The following is a 16603-nucleotide window of genomic DNA, read 5'->3' as shown; positions in this document are numbered from 1 at the left end:
AATCATCTCTCCCCTAATTGTTCAATGACTTGAATCAAATTTTTAAGATCCTCTTCCGTATGCTCTTTTAATCTATCTGCTGCTTTTTCTGGATCCCTTTTCTTCATCGCTTCAAAAATCTGAGTGTGGCCCTTTAATATGGTATTTGCCCGGTCTGTACCTTGAATATTAAGCACTCGATAATAGTTAATTAAGCCCTTTAGGTCCCCAACTATCTTTATCAATCTCTCGTTGCCGCAATATTGGAGAATTAATTCGTGAAACCTGGCGTTATTAGCAATAATAGAATCAGCGTCTTTATCCTTTATCGCGACCGCCGTGGCTTTCAACGTTTCATCAAGCTCCTGCAGCTGCTTAGATTTCACACGAACCGTTGCTAATGCAACCGCCGTAGACTCAAGTGAAATCCTGCATTCATAAATATCCCGTACATCCTTTAAGGTAGGTTTGTAGACAGATATTTGGGACTTCTCATCCATCACGAGCAGCCCCTCAATCACCAGGGCACGAATTGCTTCCCTGACTGGACTGCGGCTAATATTGTATTGTTTGGCAATTTGGACTTCGTATAATCGGTCACCAGGCTTGTATAGGCCGTTAAATATACTTTCCTTTATGGACTGTTGAATTTGCTGGTAGTAAGGAATCGGTTTCTGAATTGGACTAAAATCAATCAATTCTTTATTCACCTCACTTTCCTTTAATTTGAGTAGTCTTTGTGTTTACTATTCCCCTGATGTCGAGTGTCGACAGGATACAATTAAATTATAATAACAATAGTCTGATATTTCAATTTATTATTTGCCATTTTATGATTTTATTTCAAATATTTGATTCGGTAAAACGCTAATAAACTTTTAAAACATACCTGGATCTTTCTGGTTAAAAGTTGTTTGTTCCAAACGGCAGTAATTTTCACATAGGTAAGGATTATAAAACAGCAAAAACCCGCAATAGTATGCGAGTTTTTAATCTTGTAATCTTATTTAATTATCCCTGCTTAAGAAATAGAAAAAGTAAAAGTAAATTATATGATCTTTGATTCTATGATTCTATATCCGCCGTACACTCTTACGATATTCAGATGGCGTTAGCCCGGTTTTACGCTTAAATGCGTTACTAAAATAGGTAATATCCGAATAACCCAGCCGGTCGGTTATTTCTGTTATCCTTAGGGAGGTGCGTTCTAATAGATTTTTTGCTTCTTTCATACGGATATCAAGAACAAAGTCCATAAAGTTTTGCTCTGTTTTGTCTTTAAACAACTTGCTTAAATAGCTTGGATTTAAATGCACGCATGCGGCTGCTTCGGTTAACGTAACTTCTCCAGGAGCTCTGCTCTTAACGTATTGAATGACTCTTTCTACAGGGGACATTTCAGAAGGATCCAATTCCAAGGCATATGTCCCTTCTTGAACATCACTCTGCTTCTTTTTACTGTGATGTTTTTCCCATTTTTCCAAGCATTCTTTCATATCCTCCAGCTCCACAGGCTTAAGCAGGTAATCAAATACGCCTGATCGCAGGGCATGCTGAACATACTCGAAATCATCGTAGCCACTGATCATAATACAGTCAGCCTGAAATTCCTCATTCGCAATAGCTGTAACAAACGTTATACCATCCATAACTGGCATTCTTACATCCGTCATAATAAGATCTACAGAATGGTTCTTTAAAAAATCTAAAGCTTCCAATCCATTGGTACATTCGCCTGCAATTTCAAAGGAAAGTCCTGTCTTAACGATTGTATGCTTTAGTGCGGCACGCACCCATTTTTCGTCATCAACAAGGAGTATTTTGTACACGCTTTCACCTCCAGGAAGTCTAAAAACAACTAAAAGAGTTTAAGAGAATATTAAGAGTCCCTTATTTAAGATCATTATTTAGCGGTAAGCGAATACTTACGATCGCCCCTTTTCCTTCACTGCTTTGGAGGGTAATTCCGTACTCTTCTCCAAAAAGATGCCCTATTCTTCTATGTACATTCACAATTCCGATTCCAGGGCCTCCTTCAATAACATCCTTACGCAGCAAATTCTTGTTGATTTCTTCAAGCTTTTCCTGAGAAATTCCAATTCCATTGTCCTGAATGCTAATGACATAAACCTGATCTGACTCCTGTACTGCCTTTATGGTAATTCTTGAAATGCCACCAGAAGTTTCGATTCCGTATTTAAACGAATTTTCAACAATTGGCTGAATCGAAAATTTGACAATATTTTGCTTTCTGGCCCAGTCCGGGATGGAAAATTCATATTCAAATTTTTCTCCAAAACGGTATTTCTGAATCCGCAAGTATTCCTTCGTATTCAGAATTTCCTCGGCCAGTGTAACTGTCTGTGATTTATTATTTATATTATATCGCAGCAATTTAGCCAATGAAGCCGAAATTTCAGAAATGTCATCCATATCCCGTTCTAGCGCCATTCCACGTATGGTCTCCAGTGAGTTAAATAAAAAATGAGGATTGATTTGTGCCTGAAGCGCTTTCAATTCAATTTCCTTTTGCCGAAACAGCATTTCTGTTTCCCGAAGTTTGGATAGATAAATTTCGTTAACAAGTTCATTTAAGCGGTTCACCATTTTATTGAATCCATTCGAGAGTATTCCAATTTCGTCTTTTGACAAAACCTTTACTTCACCATTAAAGTCTCCTTCTTCCACCCGCTTCATCATTTTTTGAAGTGATCTTAGTGGAGTGATAATACTGCTAGCCAGACCTGTTCCGAAGATGGCAGCAAAGAACAAGGTTAACAGAACCGTAATAAAAATAGTGTTTCTAATAGAAATGGAACTTTGAATGAGTTCTTTATATGGAATAGATGTAATGACAGTCCAGCCCAAGAATCCAGAATGACTATAGGTTAATAATTTTTTGTCGTCTCCTTCTGTGATAAAGGAGCCGCTTTCCCTATGGAGGATGTCTTGAATGTGCTGCAGAGTCGCTTTTTTACCTATTTTAGAAAAGCTAGGATTGTAGACGTAGTTCCCTTGTGAATCGACAATATACATAAAACCTGAATGGCCAATATTTACCTGGCTTGCGATTTCTTTAAATCTTTTAAAATTAACATCTAATACAATAAAGCCAATAGGTTTTAAGGTTTTAGGACTAAATAATCTTCTTGCAACGGATATGACGTACTCTTTTTTCTCGTCATCAGCGAGTGTCCGAGTAAAAATAACCGGTTCCGCGGTATCTGGAAGGATTTCCTGAAAAAACTGCGGTTCAAATGGCTCAATCGGATGGCCACGATTGAATCGAACATCCTGGGAGTCTACCAAACCAACCTGGTTTAAATAAACTGTAATATTGGTTATATCTGATCTGGAATATGCAGCATTTTGCAATACATGCTTAATATTCCCCGACATTCCACTCGACTCTAATTCCTCCTGAGTACTCATTTGCAGGAATTGTTCAATCGTTTGGTTGTTCAAAATTTTCAATATCTCAATCTCAAAGTCTCCAACGTAATACTCAATATGTGTATTTACCTGTCTTATAATTTGCCAACTGTACGAACGTGCTTCATTCTCAAGTACCTGTGAAGATTTCTCATAGGAAAAAAGACCAATAAAACTTATAGGTATGACAACAAGAAGCGCAGAAAAAACGAGCAGTTTGCGCACCAGCGACTGATCTTTCATAAGCAGCATACGAATTAGCCGTTCGACTGCATTTCTTTTATACGATTGCATGGCTCACCTTATCCTCTGTGGCTATAGGAAGAAAATCCGAAAATGGAAAAGACTATGCGTGTTTCACTCAACTCAGCATAGTCTCTTCCATTATTTAAGTTTTTTGATTATTTCCTAGCCTTATCGATTGCATCCAGAACATCGCCATAATCTGCACGATACTTATCGATAACTGGTTTAACTTTTTTCTGCCAAGGTTCAACATCCTTCACCTTCACAATGGTTACACCAGAATCTTTAATTTTGGCTTCTGAATCCTTCTCCATTTTATCCCATTCTTTACGCTCAGTGTCAACAGATTCTTTCGCAGCTTCCTGAATTATTTTCTTGTCTTTAGCGCTAAGTTTATCCCAGATCGCTTTACTTGCGACAACAACCTCTGGCACACGTTGGTGGCCATCCTCGATTAGATTTTTGGCTACCTGATAGTGGTTGGCGGATACGTAACTTGGCGTATTGTTTTCAGCAGCATCAATAACACCAGTTTGAAGTGAGCTGAATACTTCCCCATAAGCCATTGGAGTCGCATTCGCACCAAGTGCATTCATTAAATCAATATTAATTTGATTCTGCTGTACGCGAATTTTTTGACCTTTTAGGTCCTCTACTTTCTTAATAGGTTTAGTAGAATAAAAGCTGCGGGCACCAGAATCATAATAGGCAAGTCCTACCATTTTAGATGACTCTAAACCTTTTAACAATTCTTGTCCTTTATCACTATTTAAAAATCTCCATTCGTGTTCTGAATCGTCAAAGATATACGGAAGACTGAAAACGCCTAAAGGCTTACTGAATTCAGCCATTGGACCGGTACTTACACGTGTAAATTCAACGGCACCCAATTGAACTTGTTCAATAACGGATTTCTCATCTCCAAGCTGTCCATTTGCAAATACATCGATTTTAATGCGGCCATTGGATTTTTTGTTAACAAGCTCAGCAAATTTCTTGTCTCCCAACACAGTTGGATAATTGTCTGGGTGAGCGTCAGCTAGTCGGAATGACAGCGATTTTCCTTCAGAATTCGATTTTGAACTGCCAGATGTTTTTGCAGTATCCCCGTTACCACCACAAGCGGCAAGAATTAAGCTTGATCCAAGGACTGTACCTAATACAACGGTTAAACGTTTTGATGATTTTTTCATAAATAATCCCCTTCCCCACTTTAAATTATTTTGATATTTTAATTTTCACTTACCATCATTAGTGGCCCAATAAATGAGGCAGCCACAGAGTGATTTTAGGCACATAAGTTAAAACCATCAATGCACAAACTAGTACTAAACCAAACGGTGCCATTGCTTTCGCACCTTTTAATATTGGGATATCCCCTATGGCACACCCTATAAATAGTACCGTTCCAACTGGAGGAGTTAAAAGACCAATTCCTAAGTTCAGCATTAGAATGATACCGAAATGTACGGGATCCATACCAAGCGCTTGAACAACAGGAAGCAGGATTGGTGTCATGATTAGGATAAGTGGTGCCATATCCATTCCGCAGCCAAGGATAAGAAGTAGAACGTTGATAATTAAGAGTACAATTATTGGGTTATGAGAAATGCTTAATAAAGAATCGGTAACAAGTGATGGTATTCTCAAGTATGCAAGTACATAACTTAAAGCATTAGAAGCAGCAATCAGAAATAATACCATGGAAACCGTCCGGAAAGTCCGGATTAGAATAACTCCCATCCTACTGAACGGAATCTCCTTGAAGTAGAAAAAAGTGACAATCATTGCATATAATACCGCAATAGCACCTGATTCAGAGGCAGTAAACCAGCCTGAAAAAATTCCTCCCAGGATTATAACTATAGGCATAAGCGATATTAATCCCTGTTTGATCACATTTGGGACATCCTTACGGTCAATCACTTGCGTTTCAGTAAATCCCTGGCGAATAGCTAAAATACGACTTGCAATCATAAGAGCAATACAAATTAATATTCCAGGAACTACACCAGCCATAAATAAGGTGGCAATAGATACCCCTCCAGAAGCAAGGGAATATAAAATTAAATTGTGGCTTGGTGGAACGACAACACCTTGAATCGCTGCAGCTGTCGTTAATCCAGTTGCAAATTCTGTGCTGTATCCTTTCTTCTTCATCATTGGAATCATAACTGACCCGATTGACGAAACATCTGCGGCAGCAGATCCGGAGATATTTCCGAACATCAGACAGGCTAGAGTGTTAACCATGGCCAAACCGCCTCGTACTCTTCCCACTGCCAGCATAGCCAGGTTGATTAAGCGGACGGCCAAACCGCCCTCATTCATTAATTGACCAGCTAAAATAAAGAATGGAATTGTGAGCAGTGCAAAAGAATTAATTCCTTGAATCATCCGTTGCCCAACGACTTCAAGAGGGGCATGTAAATATAAAAGTGTAAGAACCGTGGAGCCCGCTAATGACAGTGCTACTGGGAACCGGAAGATAAGCATGAGAGCAAAGCTTCCCACTAGAATAATCGTAGCAATGGTTGATGTATCCATCTTTAGTGACCGCCTCCTTGTACGTTGTGTCGCCTCGTATCAATACCAATTAACTGCAGAAAAGAGTAAATTATCATCATGAAACCTGTAATTGGCATAACAGCATATACCCAGCCGTTGGATAACTTGGTTGCGGGCAATGTAGAGTCTCCCATTAAAACCGTAAAATCCCAGCCGTATTTTAGTAAGTAATACCCAAATGCTATGGTGGATAACAACACGATTTTATCAATTGTCTTAATAACTAGTGGTGGAAGTTTTGCTGTAAAGGATTCAATTGATAAGTGCAATTTTTCCCGCACACCAATCGCTATCCCCATAAATGAAAACCAGCATAGTAATAAAAGAGTAACTTCCTCTGACCAAAATAAAACAAAATTAAATAGTTTACGTGTGAAAACTTGGAGTGTGACTATAATAATCATGGCTATAAGTGAACCTAATGCTACTTTCTCAAAAAGACTATCAAACATTAAACAGATACGTTTAAGCCCTTTCATAATTGTCCTCCCCTCTTTTCTATTAATATTAGAATCTGGTGTTTCCTGTTGTGAAAGTGCTTTCATATACTTATTGTAAAGGTTTTCATTTTTCTATAAAACCGTGCTAGTTTTAGTTTTTTTTGTATTATTTTTAGGTAGTTTTATAAAAATTCAAAAAATCGACAATTTTCACCTTTTTTGTTTTATTTTTTTAGAATTTACTATAGGGCTGATTTCCGTTACAGGCGGACGCTTTCCGCGGGCGGTTCGTGAGCCTGTCCAACTTCAGCGCCTAGCCTCTCGAGGTCGCTTCGGTCCTGACTTCGAAGTAAAAGAACCACTTCATCGCCAGGCCCTCCAGCGCTTGTCGGGGCTGAATGAGGCGCATACGTTCTTCTTTCTCCTCGTCGCTAGCTCCTGCGGGGTCTCACTCGGACACGCTTTTCCCGCCGGAGGCGCCGCCTTTCACTCCAATCAACATTATTTTAAAAATCAACATTAATATTAAATATAGCCTACAAAAAAAGAACGAAATAAAATTCCGTTCTTCTCTCCTTATATCAAAATTTAAACTCCTGAGTAAGCCATAAATCCACCATCAACTGGAACAGTAATGCCGGTAACAAATCCGGAGGCGCTCTCATCAGCGAGCCAGAGAAGCGTCCCAAGGAGATCTTCCGGTTCTCCAAATCTCCTCATAGGGGTATGCGCCAGAATTTTATTTGACCGGTCCGTTAAAGAACCATCTTCATTCGTGAGCAGATTGCGGTTTTGCTCGGTTAAGAAAAAGCCGGGGGCAATTGCATTTACCCTTATTCCTACCTCAGCCATATGGACCGCGAGCCACTGGGTTAAGTTTTCTATTCCAGCTTTTGCCGCACTATATGCTGGAACCTTGGTCATTGGGCTTGGTGCACTCATCGAGGACATATTAATAACAACGGCACCCTTTTGATTAACCATTTTTTTAGAGAAAACCTGAGTTGGAATCAGTGTCCCTAGTATATTTAAGTTAAACACAAAACCAAATCCTTCTGGGGTTAAATCAAAAAATGTTTTGATTTCCTGATTTTCCAAATCCTCCAACTTTAACGTTTCATTTGTGGTTATTCCCTCAGGATGGTTTCCACCGGCACCGTTGATAAGAATGTCACAGGCTCCCCACTTTTCAGAAATGATTTGCTCTGTTTTCCTGACCTCTTCAACATTTAATACATTACATGAAAGAGCCATAGCCTCTCCGCCGGCTTCTCTAATCTCAGCAGCAACCGCTTCACCTTTTTCAGCATTCCTATTGAGGATTGCCACTTTAACGCCTTGTCTTCCTAATTCTTTTGCCATGGCACTGCAAAGAACACCGCTGCCACCAGTAACGACAGCTACTTTTCCTTGCAGGTTTTTATGTATGCTTAGCATTGCAATTCCTCCTCTTTCATTCTCTGTAAGGAATCCCAAATCCCCCAAAGGTACATAATCCCCAGCGCCCTGTCATACAGCCCATAACCCGGCCGGCATTCTTCATCAAAGATATGTCTGCCGTGATCCGGTCTCGCATACCCCGTAAATCCCTTGCTATGATAAGCCTTTACGATGCCGTAAATATCTACGCTGCCATCACCGGTGCGATGGGAGGTTTCAATAAAATCTCCATTTTCATATATTTTCACATTACGAATATGGGCAAAAGGAATACGGTCAGCAAATTCTTCTATCATTTCTACAATATTGTTATCGGGATTAGCTCCTAAAGAACCGCTGCACAGCGTTACACCGTTATACGGACTATCAACAAGATTTAATAGTCTTTGGATATTTTCCTTATTGGTTATAATTCTTGGGAGCCCAAATATAGGCCATGGCGGATCGTCCGGATGAATGGCCATTTTTATATCATTTTCTTCAGCAACAGGAATGATTTTTTCTAAAAAATACTGCAGATTTTCCCATAACTTCTCAGTAGAAACGTTCTTATATGCTTCAAACAGCTGTGAAAGATACTTTAGGCGCTCTGGTTCCCATCCAGGCATTGAAAAGTCAGAATTACCAGCAATTTTTTCTACTAGTTCCATAGGATCCATTTCCTCTATTTTCGCTTTTTCAAAAAACAGTGCTGTAGATCCATCTTCCATTTCTTTAAATAGTTCCGTTCTTGTCCAATCAAATACAGGCATAAAATTATAACAAATAACCTTAACACCCACTTTTGCGAGCTTTTCAATCGTCCTTTTATAATTTTCAATAAAAATATCTCTAGTAGGAAGCCCTAACTTAATATCCTCATGAACATTAACACTTTCTACAACTTCGATATTCAGCCCGTGTTGATCTGCTTGTTCTTTCACTTCCAAAATTCTTTCCATTGGCCATTCTTCACCCGCTGCAATATCGTGAAGAGACCATACCACACCTTCTACTCCCGGAATTTGCCTGATATGATGGAGGGGGATGCGGTCATTCCCGTCTCCATACCATCTGAATACCATCCTCATATCTTTGCCCTCCCTGCTCTTTTCTTTATATGAACATATTAATCTAGTAAACAAAATCCTCTCTTTGCGGCGTAAAGACATCAAGGATTATGGAATCATCATCAAGTGCTTTTACTCCGTGCTTTATATTTGAAGGGATATAGATGCTATCTCCCTTTCTAACGATTTGAATATCTCCATCTAAGTTAAATTCGAAACTGCCCTGAACAATATAGCTTATTTGTTCGTGGGGATGTGAATGAATGGCTCCTACTGCGTTTTTTTCAAAGGCAACCTCAGCCATCATAAGACTGCCACCCCTGCCTAAAAGCTTTCGTACTGCTCCCTCTCCGGCTTCAACTGGCTGTACCTGATTTCCTTGAACAAACATATTATGTTGACACTCCTTTCTCTTCATCATAAATTTTTTTACTCTATACTCTTTCTGAATTACTTGGATAAAACTGTATTTCTATTTCATTGGTTTCACATGATGCAGTGATTTGACATTTTATTATTGCTTCATCAAAATTAGTAGCTTTGCCGGTAATCCTTGCAGATCCGTAAAATTCACGGCCCAATTCCCATGCTTCTAATTTTAATTCCTCATTATTAGAGTCCTTTTCAAGCTGTTCCAAAGCATCATAGTACTGATTTTTATTTTTTAATATTAAGGTTTTTTTCATAAAGAAATGGGGGCCAAATACAATTAAAGCAGCAAAAATGAGTGTTGCTGAGTAAAATAAGAGAGCCATAAAATAATCCTCCTTTTTCCTTGAAGTCCGGGATTATTATTCTTTCCATCTGCTTTTCCTCTCAAACAATCAAGGAAAGTAAAACCACAAAATGCGGCAGGGAAAGCATGGAGGCTCCTTATACTTTGGCTTCCGCTTAAATCTCAATTGATAACAGGACGAACTGGCATAAATATAAAAAGACTTCCAGTAAAGCTTCTAGAAGCTTACTGGACAGACCTTGATTTTTCCTTTTCATGCATCCGAGTTTAGCCCATTATCTGGCGAGCCAGCCGCCGTCAACGGCCAGAACATGCCCGTTCATGTAGTTGGAGGCATCACTTGCCAAAAACACTACTGCTCCCATTAGGTCAGCAGTTTCACCCCATCGGGCAGCCGGAATACGGGAAAGAATTTCTGCATTGCGCTTTTCATCTGAACGTATAGGTGCGGTATTATCTGTTGCAATATATCCTGGTGCAATAGCATTTATTTGGATATTATATTCAGCAAGCTCATTTGCAAAAGCCTTTGTAAGTCCCGCAACAGCATGCTTGCTCGCCGTATAAGGAGGAACGAATTTCCCGCCCTGAAAGGAGAGCATGGAGGCAATGTTAATGATTTTTCCGGATTTTTGTTCCACCATTACTTTTGCTGCTTCCTGGCTTAAAAGATAGACAGAATTGATGTTCACTTCCATGACATCATCCCAGTCCTGCTCCTTGTATTCAGTAATAGGTGCGCGTCGGATCGTCCCCGCGTTATTTACGAGAATATCAATTCTTCCATATTCCTTTTTGCATTCAACTGCAACTTGTTTCACTTTTTGTCTGTCGCTTAAGTCTGCCTGAAAAAACACAGCACGCTGTCCTGTCACTTCAATCAAATCCTTCGTCTCCTGCCAATCCTCGCTTCGTGAAACAACAAACAGATCAGCACCGGCTTTTGCAAGAGCTACAGCATAAGCCTGGCCCAATCCCCGGTTGCCTCCCGTAACAATGGCCACTTTTCCTCTCAAATTAAAGAAATCGAGCGAAAATGATGTTTGTACCTTACTCATTCTATTTCCTCCATTCAGCATATTTCCAAACAGGTTTTAGTATCCTGAACGTTTATCTCAATTCTTCCATTTTTACATGGTCCATGTCGGTATAAGTGATATTTTCACCGCACATGCCCCAAATAAAGGTGTAATTGCTTGTAGCCGTACCAGTATGAATGGACCAGCTTGGGGAGATGGCTGCCTGCTCGTTTTTCATGACTAAATGCCTTGTTTCGTCAGGCCTTCCCATAAAGTGGAATACACGGGTATCCGGTTCCATTTCGAAATAGAGGTAAACTTCCATGCGGCGTTCATGAGTATGGCATGGCATCGTATTCCATACACTTCCCGGGGAAAGCATGGTAAGTCCCATTTGGAGCTGCGCACTCTCGCACACATTCGGATGGACATACTGATAAATTTTACGCTCATTCAATGTCCCTGGCTCCCCAGTTTCCAAAGGAGTAATCTTGTTGATATCGATTTTTACTGTTGGATAGGAATGGTGTGCTGGGGTGGAGTTGATATAGAATTTGGCAGGATTATTACTATCCTTCGAACGGAATTTTACATCTCTTGTACCTTTTCCTACGTATAACCCATCTCTGCCCTGCAGGTCATATTCAGTTCCGTCCAGGATAACCATTCCTTCACCGCCGATATTGATAATTCCAAGCTCCCGGCGCTCAAGGAAGTATTCAACTCCCAATTCCTTGTCGAGCTTTATTGTCAGTTCTTCTTCCGCAGGGGTAACGCCGCCAAAAATCATCCGGTCATTATGTGTGTAGGTTAAATGTATCTTGCCGGCCTCAAAAATGGTTTCAACAAGAAATTCTCTTCTTAAATCATCCGTTGTATATCTTTTCATATCCTCAGGGTGGATTGCGTAACGGGTTTCCATTTACATTTCTCCTTTGTTCTGAAAAATTTTAACGAACTATTTTCCCTGATTCGGTATTGGCGAAGCCAAACACCTCATCTTTTGAAAAAACATTGCAATCGCCATGAACTGTATGTTTTAAAGCAGAAGCTGCGGTTGCAAAAGCAATGGTTTGCTCAGGCTCCCATCCTTCTAGAATCCCGGTCAACACACCTGCAGCGAATGCGTCCCCGCCACCGACACGGTCGACAATTGGTTCAATGTGGTGGACCTTTGATTGGTATAGTTCACCATTGGCAAATAAATTGCCCTGCAGGTCGTTACTTGAAGCTGATTTCACACTTCTGAATGTAGAGCTGATGTACTGGATATTCGGATATTCTTCCGAGAACTTTTTATAATAGTATTTCAGTTCTTCTGTCTGTGAGAGCGGCTGATTTGGTGAAGCCATTCCGAGCAGATGTATGGCATCCAATCTTCCAAAGGAGCAAATATCGATGTATGGAAGCAGCGGCAGGATTGCCTCGCCAGCCTCCTGCTGGCTCCACAGCTTACCACGGTAGTTAAAATCAAAGCTGTTTTTGACACCATACTCCTTCGCTTTTTTTAGTGCGGAAAGGACCAGCTCCCTCATCTCTGCAGAAAGGGCCAAAGTGATTCCTGATACATGAAGCAAGGAAGCATCTTTTAAAACTTCCTCCAGGCTGATTTCATCTGTGTCCATTTGCGAAAAGCTTGAGTACTTCCTGTCATATATGACCTGAGGGCTTCTTTCCCCTATGCCCGTTTCAAGATAATAGGTGCCAAGGCGCTCCCCGCCCTTTAGCAGAAAGTCTGTATGTACCCCATTCGACCTTAAATGCCTTTCGACTCCTGTTCCTAAATGGTTCTCAGGCACCTTACTAACAAAATAAGATTCGAAACCGAAATGAGAGAGGGAAACAGCGACATTTGCCTCTGCCCCTCCATAATTCACCGTTAATTCATTTGCCTGGGCAAGTCTTTCTCCCGTAGCTGTCGAAAAGCGAAGCATGATTTCCCCTAGAGTGACTACCTTTTTCATTTCAATCCCTCTCTTGCTTCCTGAACTTTTTCAACATATTGCCTTGCTATTTCGGTTATTTTTTCAAATTCACCTGTTTTGGCAGGAGCGACCAGATTTCCGCCAACTCCAACAGCTACACAGCCATTTTTAATCCACTGATCGGCATTCTCGAGGCTTACTCCGCCGGTAGGCATAATATTTACCTGAGGAAGCGGCGCTTTTACCGCTTTGATAAACTCTGGACCGAACGCGTTCCCAGGGAACAACTTTACGATATCTGCACCGTATTCAAGTGCGGTTTTCATTTCAGTGATGGTCATACAGCCAGGCATATATGGAACCTGATATAAATTACAAAGCTTTGCTGTTTCTTTATCGAAGCAAGGGCTGACAATAAACTGAGCCCCAGCAAGGATCGCGATTCTAGCAGTCGCAGCATCAAGGACAGTACCTGCCCCAATCACGACCTCAGTCTGGTCGGAATAATGGGACGCAAGCTCCCGGATCACACCTTCTGCCCCCGCAATCGTGAAGGTTACCTCAATCCCGATAATGCCGCCTTTTACACAGGCATCCGAGATCTTAATTGCTTCTTCCTTTGAATCAGCTCTGACAACAGCAACTACTCCACAATCTGATAGTCTGGTTAATACCTCTAATTTTTTCATGTCTGCCTCCTTTGGCTGGCATTTCAATAATTTAGTAGAAACAATAGTTATAGAGTTACTCCGCTTTTGAAAATCGAAATTTCCCTGAAATCATTTTTTTCGTTGTTAACAAGTTTGCCGCTCGCTACCTTAATGACATAATCAATGAAGTCCTGTGTTACCTGAGTTTCAGAAACCCCATCCTCCAGGAGAACTCCTGCATTGAAGTCAATCCAATGCGGCTTTGTTTCAAAAATTTGAGTGTTAGTTGAAATTTTCATGGTCGGAACAAAGGTTCCAAATGGCGTTCCCCTTCCTGTTGTAAAAAGAACCATCTGGCAGCCTGCCGCAGCCAGTGCGGTTGAAGCAATCAGGTCATTCCCGGGAGCGCTTAGAAGGTTAAGGCCATTAGACTTTAATACCTCGCCATATTTTAAAACATCAACAACAGTAGAGGTTCCCGCCTTTTGCGTACATCCAAGTGACTTGTCCTCCAAGGTTGTGATACCCCCTGCCTTGTTGCCCGGTGAAGGATTTTCATAGACCGGCTGATCATGCTGAAGGAAATAACCCTTGAAATCATTGATTAAATGGACAACTTTATGAAAAACCTCTTCGTTTGCAGCTCGTTCCATTAATATCGTTTCAGCACCGAACATTTCAGGAACCTCTGTCAATACGGTAGTCCCTCCCTGGGCAATTAGGTAATCAGAAAACCTGCCTAAAAGAGGATTGGCTGTAATTCCTGAGAATCCGTCGGAGCCGCCGCACTTTAATCCGATCTTAAGCTCTGAGAGCGGGACGTCTTCCCTCTTGTCATTTTTCGCATTTTCATAGATTTCCATGATCAGATTGAAGCCTTCCTCTATTTCATCCGAAACCGCCTGTGACACGAGGAATTTAACTCTTTGTTCATCCACTTTTCCGAGTGCCTTTTGAAACGCTGGCAATTCGTTATTTTCACAGCCAAGTCCCAGAACGAGCACTCCTCCGGCATTCGGGTGGTTTACGGCGTTTAGCAGAATCTGCTTCGTATTTTCATGATCATCTCCCAGCTGGGAACAGCCGTAGCTATGCTTCAAAACTAGTACATTATCAAACGGAGCAATGTCCCCTACATGCTTCTCAAATCGTTTTATGATTTTTTCTGCTATTCCGTTTACACATCCAACAGTTGGCACAATCCAAAGTTCATTCCGGATTCCAACGCTTCCATTTTCCCTTCGGAAACCCTTGAAGGTTCTATTTTCATTCTCATAACTGATCTCTGTTTTCACCGGATTATACTGATATTCCTCAGTCCCGGATAAATTGGTTTTGGCGTTGTGAGTATGGACAAGTTCACCAGCAGCGATGAAGTTTAATGCGTGGCCGATTGGATATCCATATTTAACAATATCCTCATCTTCCCGGATATCTTTTAACGAGATTTTATGCCCTCGATAGATATCTTCTTTTAACTGGACAATGGTTCCGTTTACATTTAATTGAGTGTCTTTTTTTAAATCCTTCAGCGCAAGGACGATATTATCTTTTTCATTTATTTGGAGAAAATCCTTCATTACAATCCCTCCTGAAAAATAGCTTTATCCAATAGTTCTTTTAGGGCCTGACGGATTCCATTTTTATGAATACTTTGGAGGTTTTCAGAAACCGCTTCCGAAAGATTCGGAACCTGTAAGAGATTCATTCCCCATAGTGTCTGTTCACTAAGAACCTTTTTGGACAATTCACCGAAACCAAATGCATTGCTGTCAAACTGCTCCCATAATGTCTTAAAGTATTCCAATACCTCCGGGCTGTCCTGAATGGCAATATCCTCATGGCCCCGTTTGCCACGATAAAAATAAATCAAAGAACTTAAGGCAAAAACCATTCGTTTTGGAAGGGCATTATTTTGGTTCACATAATCCAAGAGAGCTGGGAGATTTCTAGCCTGGAACTTCGATATGGAATTTAGAGAAATACTCATCAAATAGTGCTTGATATATGGGTTTGCAAATCTGCTAAGCACTTCGTCAGCATAGATTGTAAGCTCTTCCTTTGAACCTTCCAATGTAGGAATAATTTCATCCGAGATGAAGCCTCTGATAAAATTACCAACCTCGGGATCATTTACAGCTTCTTCAACTGTGTTGAGTCCATACAGGTAGCCTACTGCAGTCATTGTAGTATGGGCGCCATTTAAAATTCTGACCTTTCTTGTACGAAATGGAGCCAAGTCATCAACAACCAGAGTGTTCAGACCTATTCCCGATACAGGCAGTTCTTTTTTTAGCCATTCGGGACCTTGAATTGCCCAAAGGTGATATTGTTCTCCTACAACCAACAAATCGTCTTTATAGCCGAGTTCAGCCGTTTTTTCTTCAATTGTATCTTCCGGAAATCCTGGAACAATCCGGTCCACAAGGCTGGAGCAAAAAGTATTTGCATTATTGACCCAGTCAGTAAATCCCTGTCCGAGATTCCATACCTTTGCATATTGAAGAACAATTTCCTTCAGTTTTTCACCGTTGTTTTCAATGAGTTCGCACGGAATGATTATGCAGCCCTTCTGTCCATCACCGCTAAAAGCCTGAAACCGATAATAAAGGAATGCTGTCAGCTTTCCTGGAAAACTCTTCTGCGGACGATCTTCCAATTTATCTTCAGGATTAAACGCAATTCCAGCTTCCGTCGTGTTGCTGACAATAAAGCGAAGCTCTTCCTTGCCGGCCAATTCGATATAGTCCTGATAGGCCGTGTGTAAATTAATTCCTCTGCTGATGGAATCGATGACCAAATGTTCATTCACTGGCTTCCCTTCTTTAATCCCCTGAAGGTAAAGGGTGAAAAGTCCATCCTGGCGGTTAAGCCTTTCAATCTTCTCTGATCCCCTCGGCTGGACAACGACCACGCTTCCGTTAAAATCGGTTTTCTGATTTAATACCTGCACCTGCCAGTCTACGAATCCCCTTAAAAAGTTGCCTTCTCCGAATTGAAGGATCCTTTCAGGGTAATTACGAAAATCTGGGCAGATCTCTTTACTTAATAATTTCATAATCCACCTCTCCCTTCGCTAGTTAGTTATGCACACGTTAACATTTTTCTGCAGAAACCCA

Annotated in this window: 16 protein-coding genes; all 16 read right to left on the bottom strand. The window is 40.8% G+C overall.

Features of this window, described 5'->3' with window-relative positions; genetic code table 11:
- Nucleotides 1-2: 2 nt before the first annotated feature.
- Nucleotides 3-677, bottom strand: coding sequence for a GntR family transcriptional regulator (locus tag G8761_RS12435; protein ID WP_207789197.1), 675 nt, complete (start codon nucleotides 675-677; stop codon nucleotides 3-5).
- A gap of 375 nt (nucleotides 678-1052) precedes the next feature.
- Nucleotides 1053-1808 carry a response regulator gene (locus G8761_RS27855; RefSeq protein WP_166027093.1) on the bottom strand — a complete coding sequence of 252 codons (756 nt, stop codon included), beginning with the start codon at nucleotides 1806-1808 and terminating at the stop codon, nucleotides 1053-1055.
- A 61-nt stretch (nucleotides 1809-1869) separates the two neighbouring features.
- A complete protein-coding gene (locus G8761_RS12425; RefSeq protein ID WP_166027091.1) occupies nucleotides 1870-3705 on the bottom strand; it encodes a sensor histidine kinase in 1836 nt (611 codons plus the stop codon).
- A 107-nt stretch (nucleotides 3706-3812) separates the two neighbouring features.
- On the bottom strand, nucleotides 3813-4850 hold the full coding sequence (locus G8761_RS12420) for a TRAP transporter substrate-binding protein (protein ID WP_166027089.1): 1038 nt from the start codon (nucleotides 4848-4850) through the stop codon (nucleotides 3813-3815).
- A 58-nt stretch (nucleotides 4851-4908) separates the two neighbouring features.
- Nucleotides 4909-6204: a TRAP transporter large permease gene (locus G8761_RS12415; RefSeq protein WP_166027087.1), complete on the bottom strand. Its 1296-nt coding sequence runs from the start codon at nucleotides 6202-6204 to the stop codon at nucleotides 4909-4911.
- A gap of 2 nt (nucleotides 6205-6206) precedes the next feature.
- Nucleotides 6207-6704 (bottom strand): TRAP transporter small permease, encoded by a 498-nt coding sequence (locus tag G8761_RS12410; RefSeq protein ID WP_166027085.1) that lies wholly within the window; start codon nucleotides 6702-6704, stop codon nucleotides 6207-6209.
- Between the two features lie 549 nt (nucleotides 6705-7253).
- Complete coding sequence (locus G8761_RS12405; protein WP_166027084.1) at nucleotides 7254-8102, bottom strand: SDR family oxidoreductase; 849 nt, start codon at nucleotides 8100-8102, stop codon at nucleotides 7254-7256.
- Nucleotides 8096-9175: a mannonate dehydratase gene (uxuA, locus tag G8761_RS12400; protein ID WP_166027082.1), complete on the bottom strand. Its 1080-nt coding sequence runs from the start codon at nucleotides 9173-9175 to the stop codon at nucleotides 8096-8098. The genes G8761_RS12405 and uxuA overlap by 7 nt, the downstream gene beginning before the upstream one ends.
- 43 nt (nucleotides 9176-9218) lie before the next feature.
- Nucleotides 9219-9545, bottom strand: a complete 327-nt coding sequence (locus tag G8761_RS12395) for a cupin domain-containing protein (protein ID WP_166027080.1) — start codon at nucleotides 9543-9545, stop codon at nucleotides 9219-9221.
- 43 nt (nucleotides 9546-9588) lie between these two features.
- Nucleotides 9589-9909 carry a hypothetical protein gene (locus G8761_RS12390; protein ID WP_166027078.1) on the bottom strand — a complete coding sequence of 107 codons (321 nt, stop codon included), beginning with the start codon at nucleotides 9907-9909 and terminating at the stop codon, nucleotides 9589-9591.
- A 256-nt stretch (nucleotides 9910-10165) separates the two neighbouring features.
- On the bottom strand, nucleotides 10166-10948 hold the full coding sequence (gene kduD, locus G8761_RS12385; RefSeq protein ID WP_166027076.1) for a 2-dehydro-3-deoxy-D-gluconate 5-dehydrogenase KduD: 783 nt from the start codon (nucleotides 10946-10948) through the stop codon (nucleotides 10166-10168).
- A gap of 52 nt (nucleotides 10949-11000) precedes the next feature.
- Nucleotides 11001-11831: a 5-dehydro-4-deoxy-D-glucuronate isomerase gene (kduI, locus tag G8761_RS12380; RefSeq protein WP_166027073.1), complete on the bottom strand. Its 831-nt coding sequence runs from the start codon at nucleotides 11829-11831 to the stop codon at nucleotides 11001-11003.
- A 28-nt stretch (nucleotides 11832-11859) separates the two neighbouring features.
- Entirely contained in the window at nucleotides 11860-12873 is a 1014-nt protein-coding gene (locus G8761_RS12375; RefSeq protein ID WP_166027071.1) for a sugar kinase, read from the bottom strand.
- A complete protein-coding gene (locus G8761_RS12370) occupies nucleotides 12870-13523 on the bottom strand; it encodes a bifunctional 4-hydroxy-2-oxoglutarate aldolase/2-dehydro-3-deoxy-phosphogluconate aldolase (protein WP_166027069.1) in 654 nt (217 codons plus the stop codon). Before G8761_RS12370 ends, G8761_RS12375 begins: the two co-directional genes overlap by 4 nt.
- 47 nt (nucleotides 13524-13570) lie before the next feature.
- Entirely contained in the window at nucleotides 13571-15064 is a 1494-nt protein-coding gene (locus tag G8761_RS12365; protein ID WP_166027067.1) for a UxaA family hydrolase, read from the bottom strand.
- Nucleotides 15064-16542: a tagaturonate reductase gene (locus G8761_RS12360; protein ID WP_166027064.1), complete on the bottom strand. Its 1479-nt coding sequence runs from the start codon at nucleotides 16540-16542 to the stop codon at nucleotides 15064-15066. The genes G8761_RS12365 and G8761_RS12360 overlap by 1 nt, the downstream gene beginning before the upstream one ends.
- Nucleotides 16543-16603: the final 61 nt, after the last annotated feature.

Source organism: Neobacillus terrae, from assembly GCF_011393025.1.
Classification (GTDB): Bacteria; Bacillota; Bacilli; order Bacillales; family Cytobacillaceae; genus Neobacillus_A; species Neobacillus_A terrae.
Note: the sequence above shows the minus strand (reverse complement) of the source record. Positions and strands in the feature narration are given on the sequence as shown.

Coding starts and splice junctions, on each gene's coding strand:
- G8761_RS12405 (WP_166027084.1), bottom strand. CDS start 8,102: ATGCTAAGCATACATAAAAACCTGCAAGGAAAAGTAGCTGTCGTTACT.
- G8761_RS12425 (WP_166027091.1), bottom strand. CDS start 3,705: ATGCAATCGTATAAAAGAAATGCAGTCGAACGGCTAATTCGTATGCTG.
- G8761_RS12415 (WP_166027087.1), bottom strand. CDS start 6,204: ATGGATACATCAACCATTGCTACGATTATTCTAGTGGGAAGCTTTGCT.
- G8761_RS12370 (WP_166027069.1), bottom strand. CDS start 13,523: ATGAAAAAATTAGAGGTATTAACCAGACTATCAGATTGTGGAGTAGTT.
- kduI (WP_166027073.1), bottom strand. CDS start 11,831: ATGGAAACCCGTTACGCAATCCACCCTGAGGATATGAAAAGATATACA.
- G8761_RS12360 (WP_166027064.1), bottom strand. CDS start 16,542: ATGAAATTATTAAGTAAAGAGATCTGCCCAGATTTTCGTAATTACCCT.
- G8761_RS12410 (WP_166027085.1), bottom strand. CDS start 6,704: ATGAAAGGGCTTAAACGTATCTGTTTAATGTTTGATAGTCTTTTTGAG.
- G8761_RS12390 (WP_166027078.1), bottom strand. CDS start 9,909: ATGGCTCTCTTATTTTACTCAGCAACACTCATTTTTGCTGCTTTAATT.
- uxuA (WP_166027082.1), bottom strand. CDS start 9,175: ATGAGGATGGTATTCAGATGGTATGGAGACGGGAATGACCGCATCCCC.
- G8761_RS12395 (WP_166027080.1), bottom strand. CDS start 9,545: ATGTTTGTTCAAGGAAATCAGGTACAGCCAGTTGAAGCCGGAGAGGGA.
- kduD (WP_166027076.1), bottom strand. CDS start 10,948: ATGAGTAAGGTACAAACATCATTTTCGCTCGATTTCTTTAATTTGAGA.
- G8761_RS12420 (WP_166027089.1), bottom strand. CDS start 4,850: ATGAAAAAATCATCAAAACGTTTAACCGTTGTATTAGGTACAGTCCTT.
- G8761_RS12365 (WP_166027067.1), bottom strand. CDS start 15,064: ATGAAGGATTTTCTCCAAATAAATGAAAAAGATAATATCGTCCTTGCG.
- G8761_RS12375 (WP_166027071.1), bottom strand. CDS start 12,873: ATGAAAAAGGTAGTCACTCTAGGGGAAATCATGCTTCGCTTTTCGACA.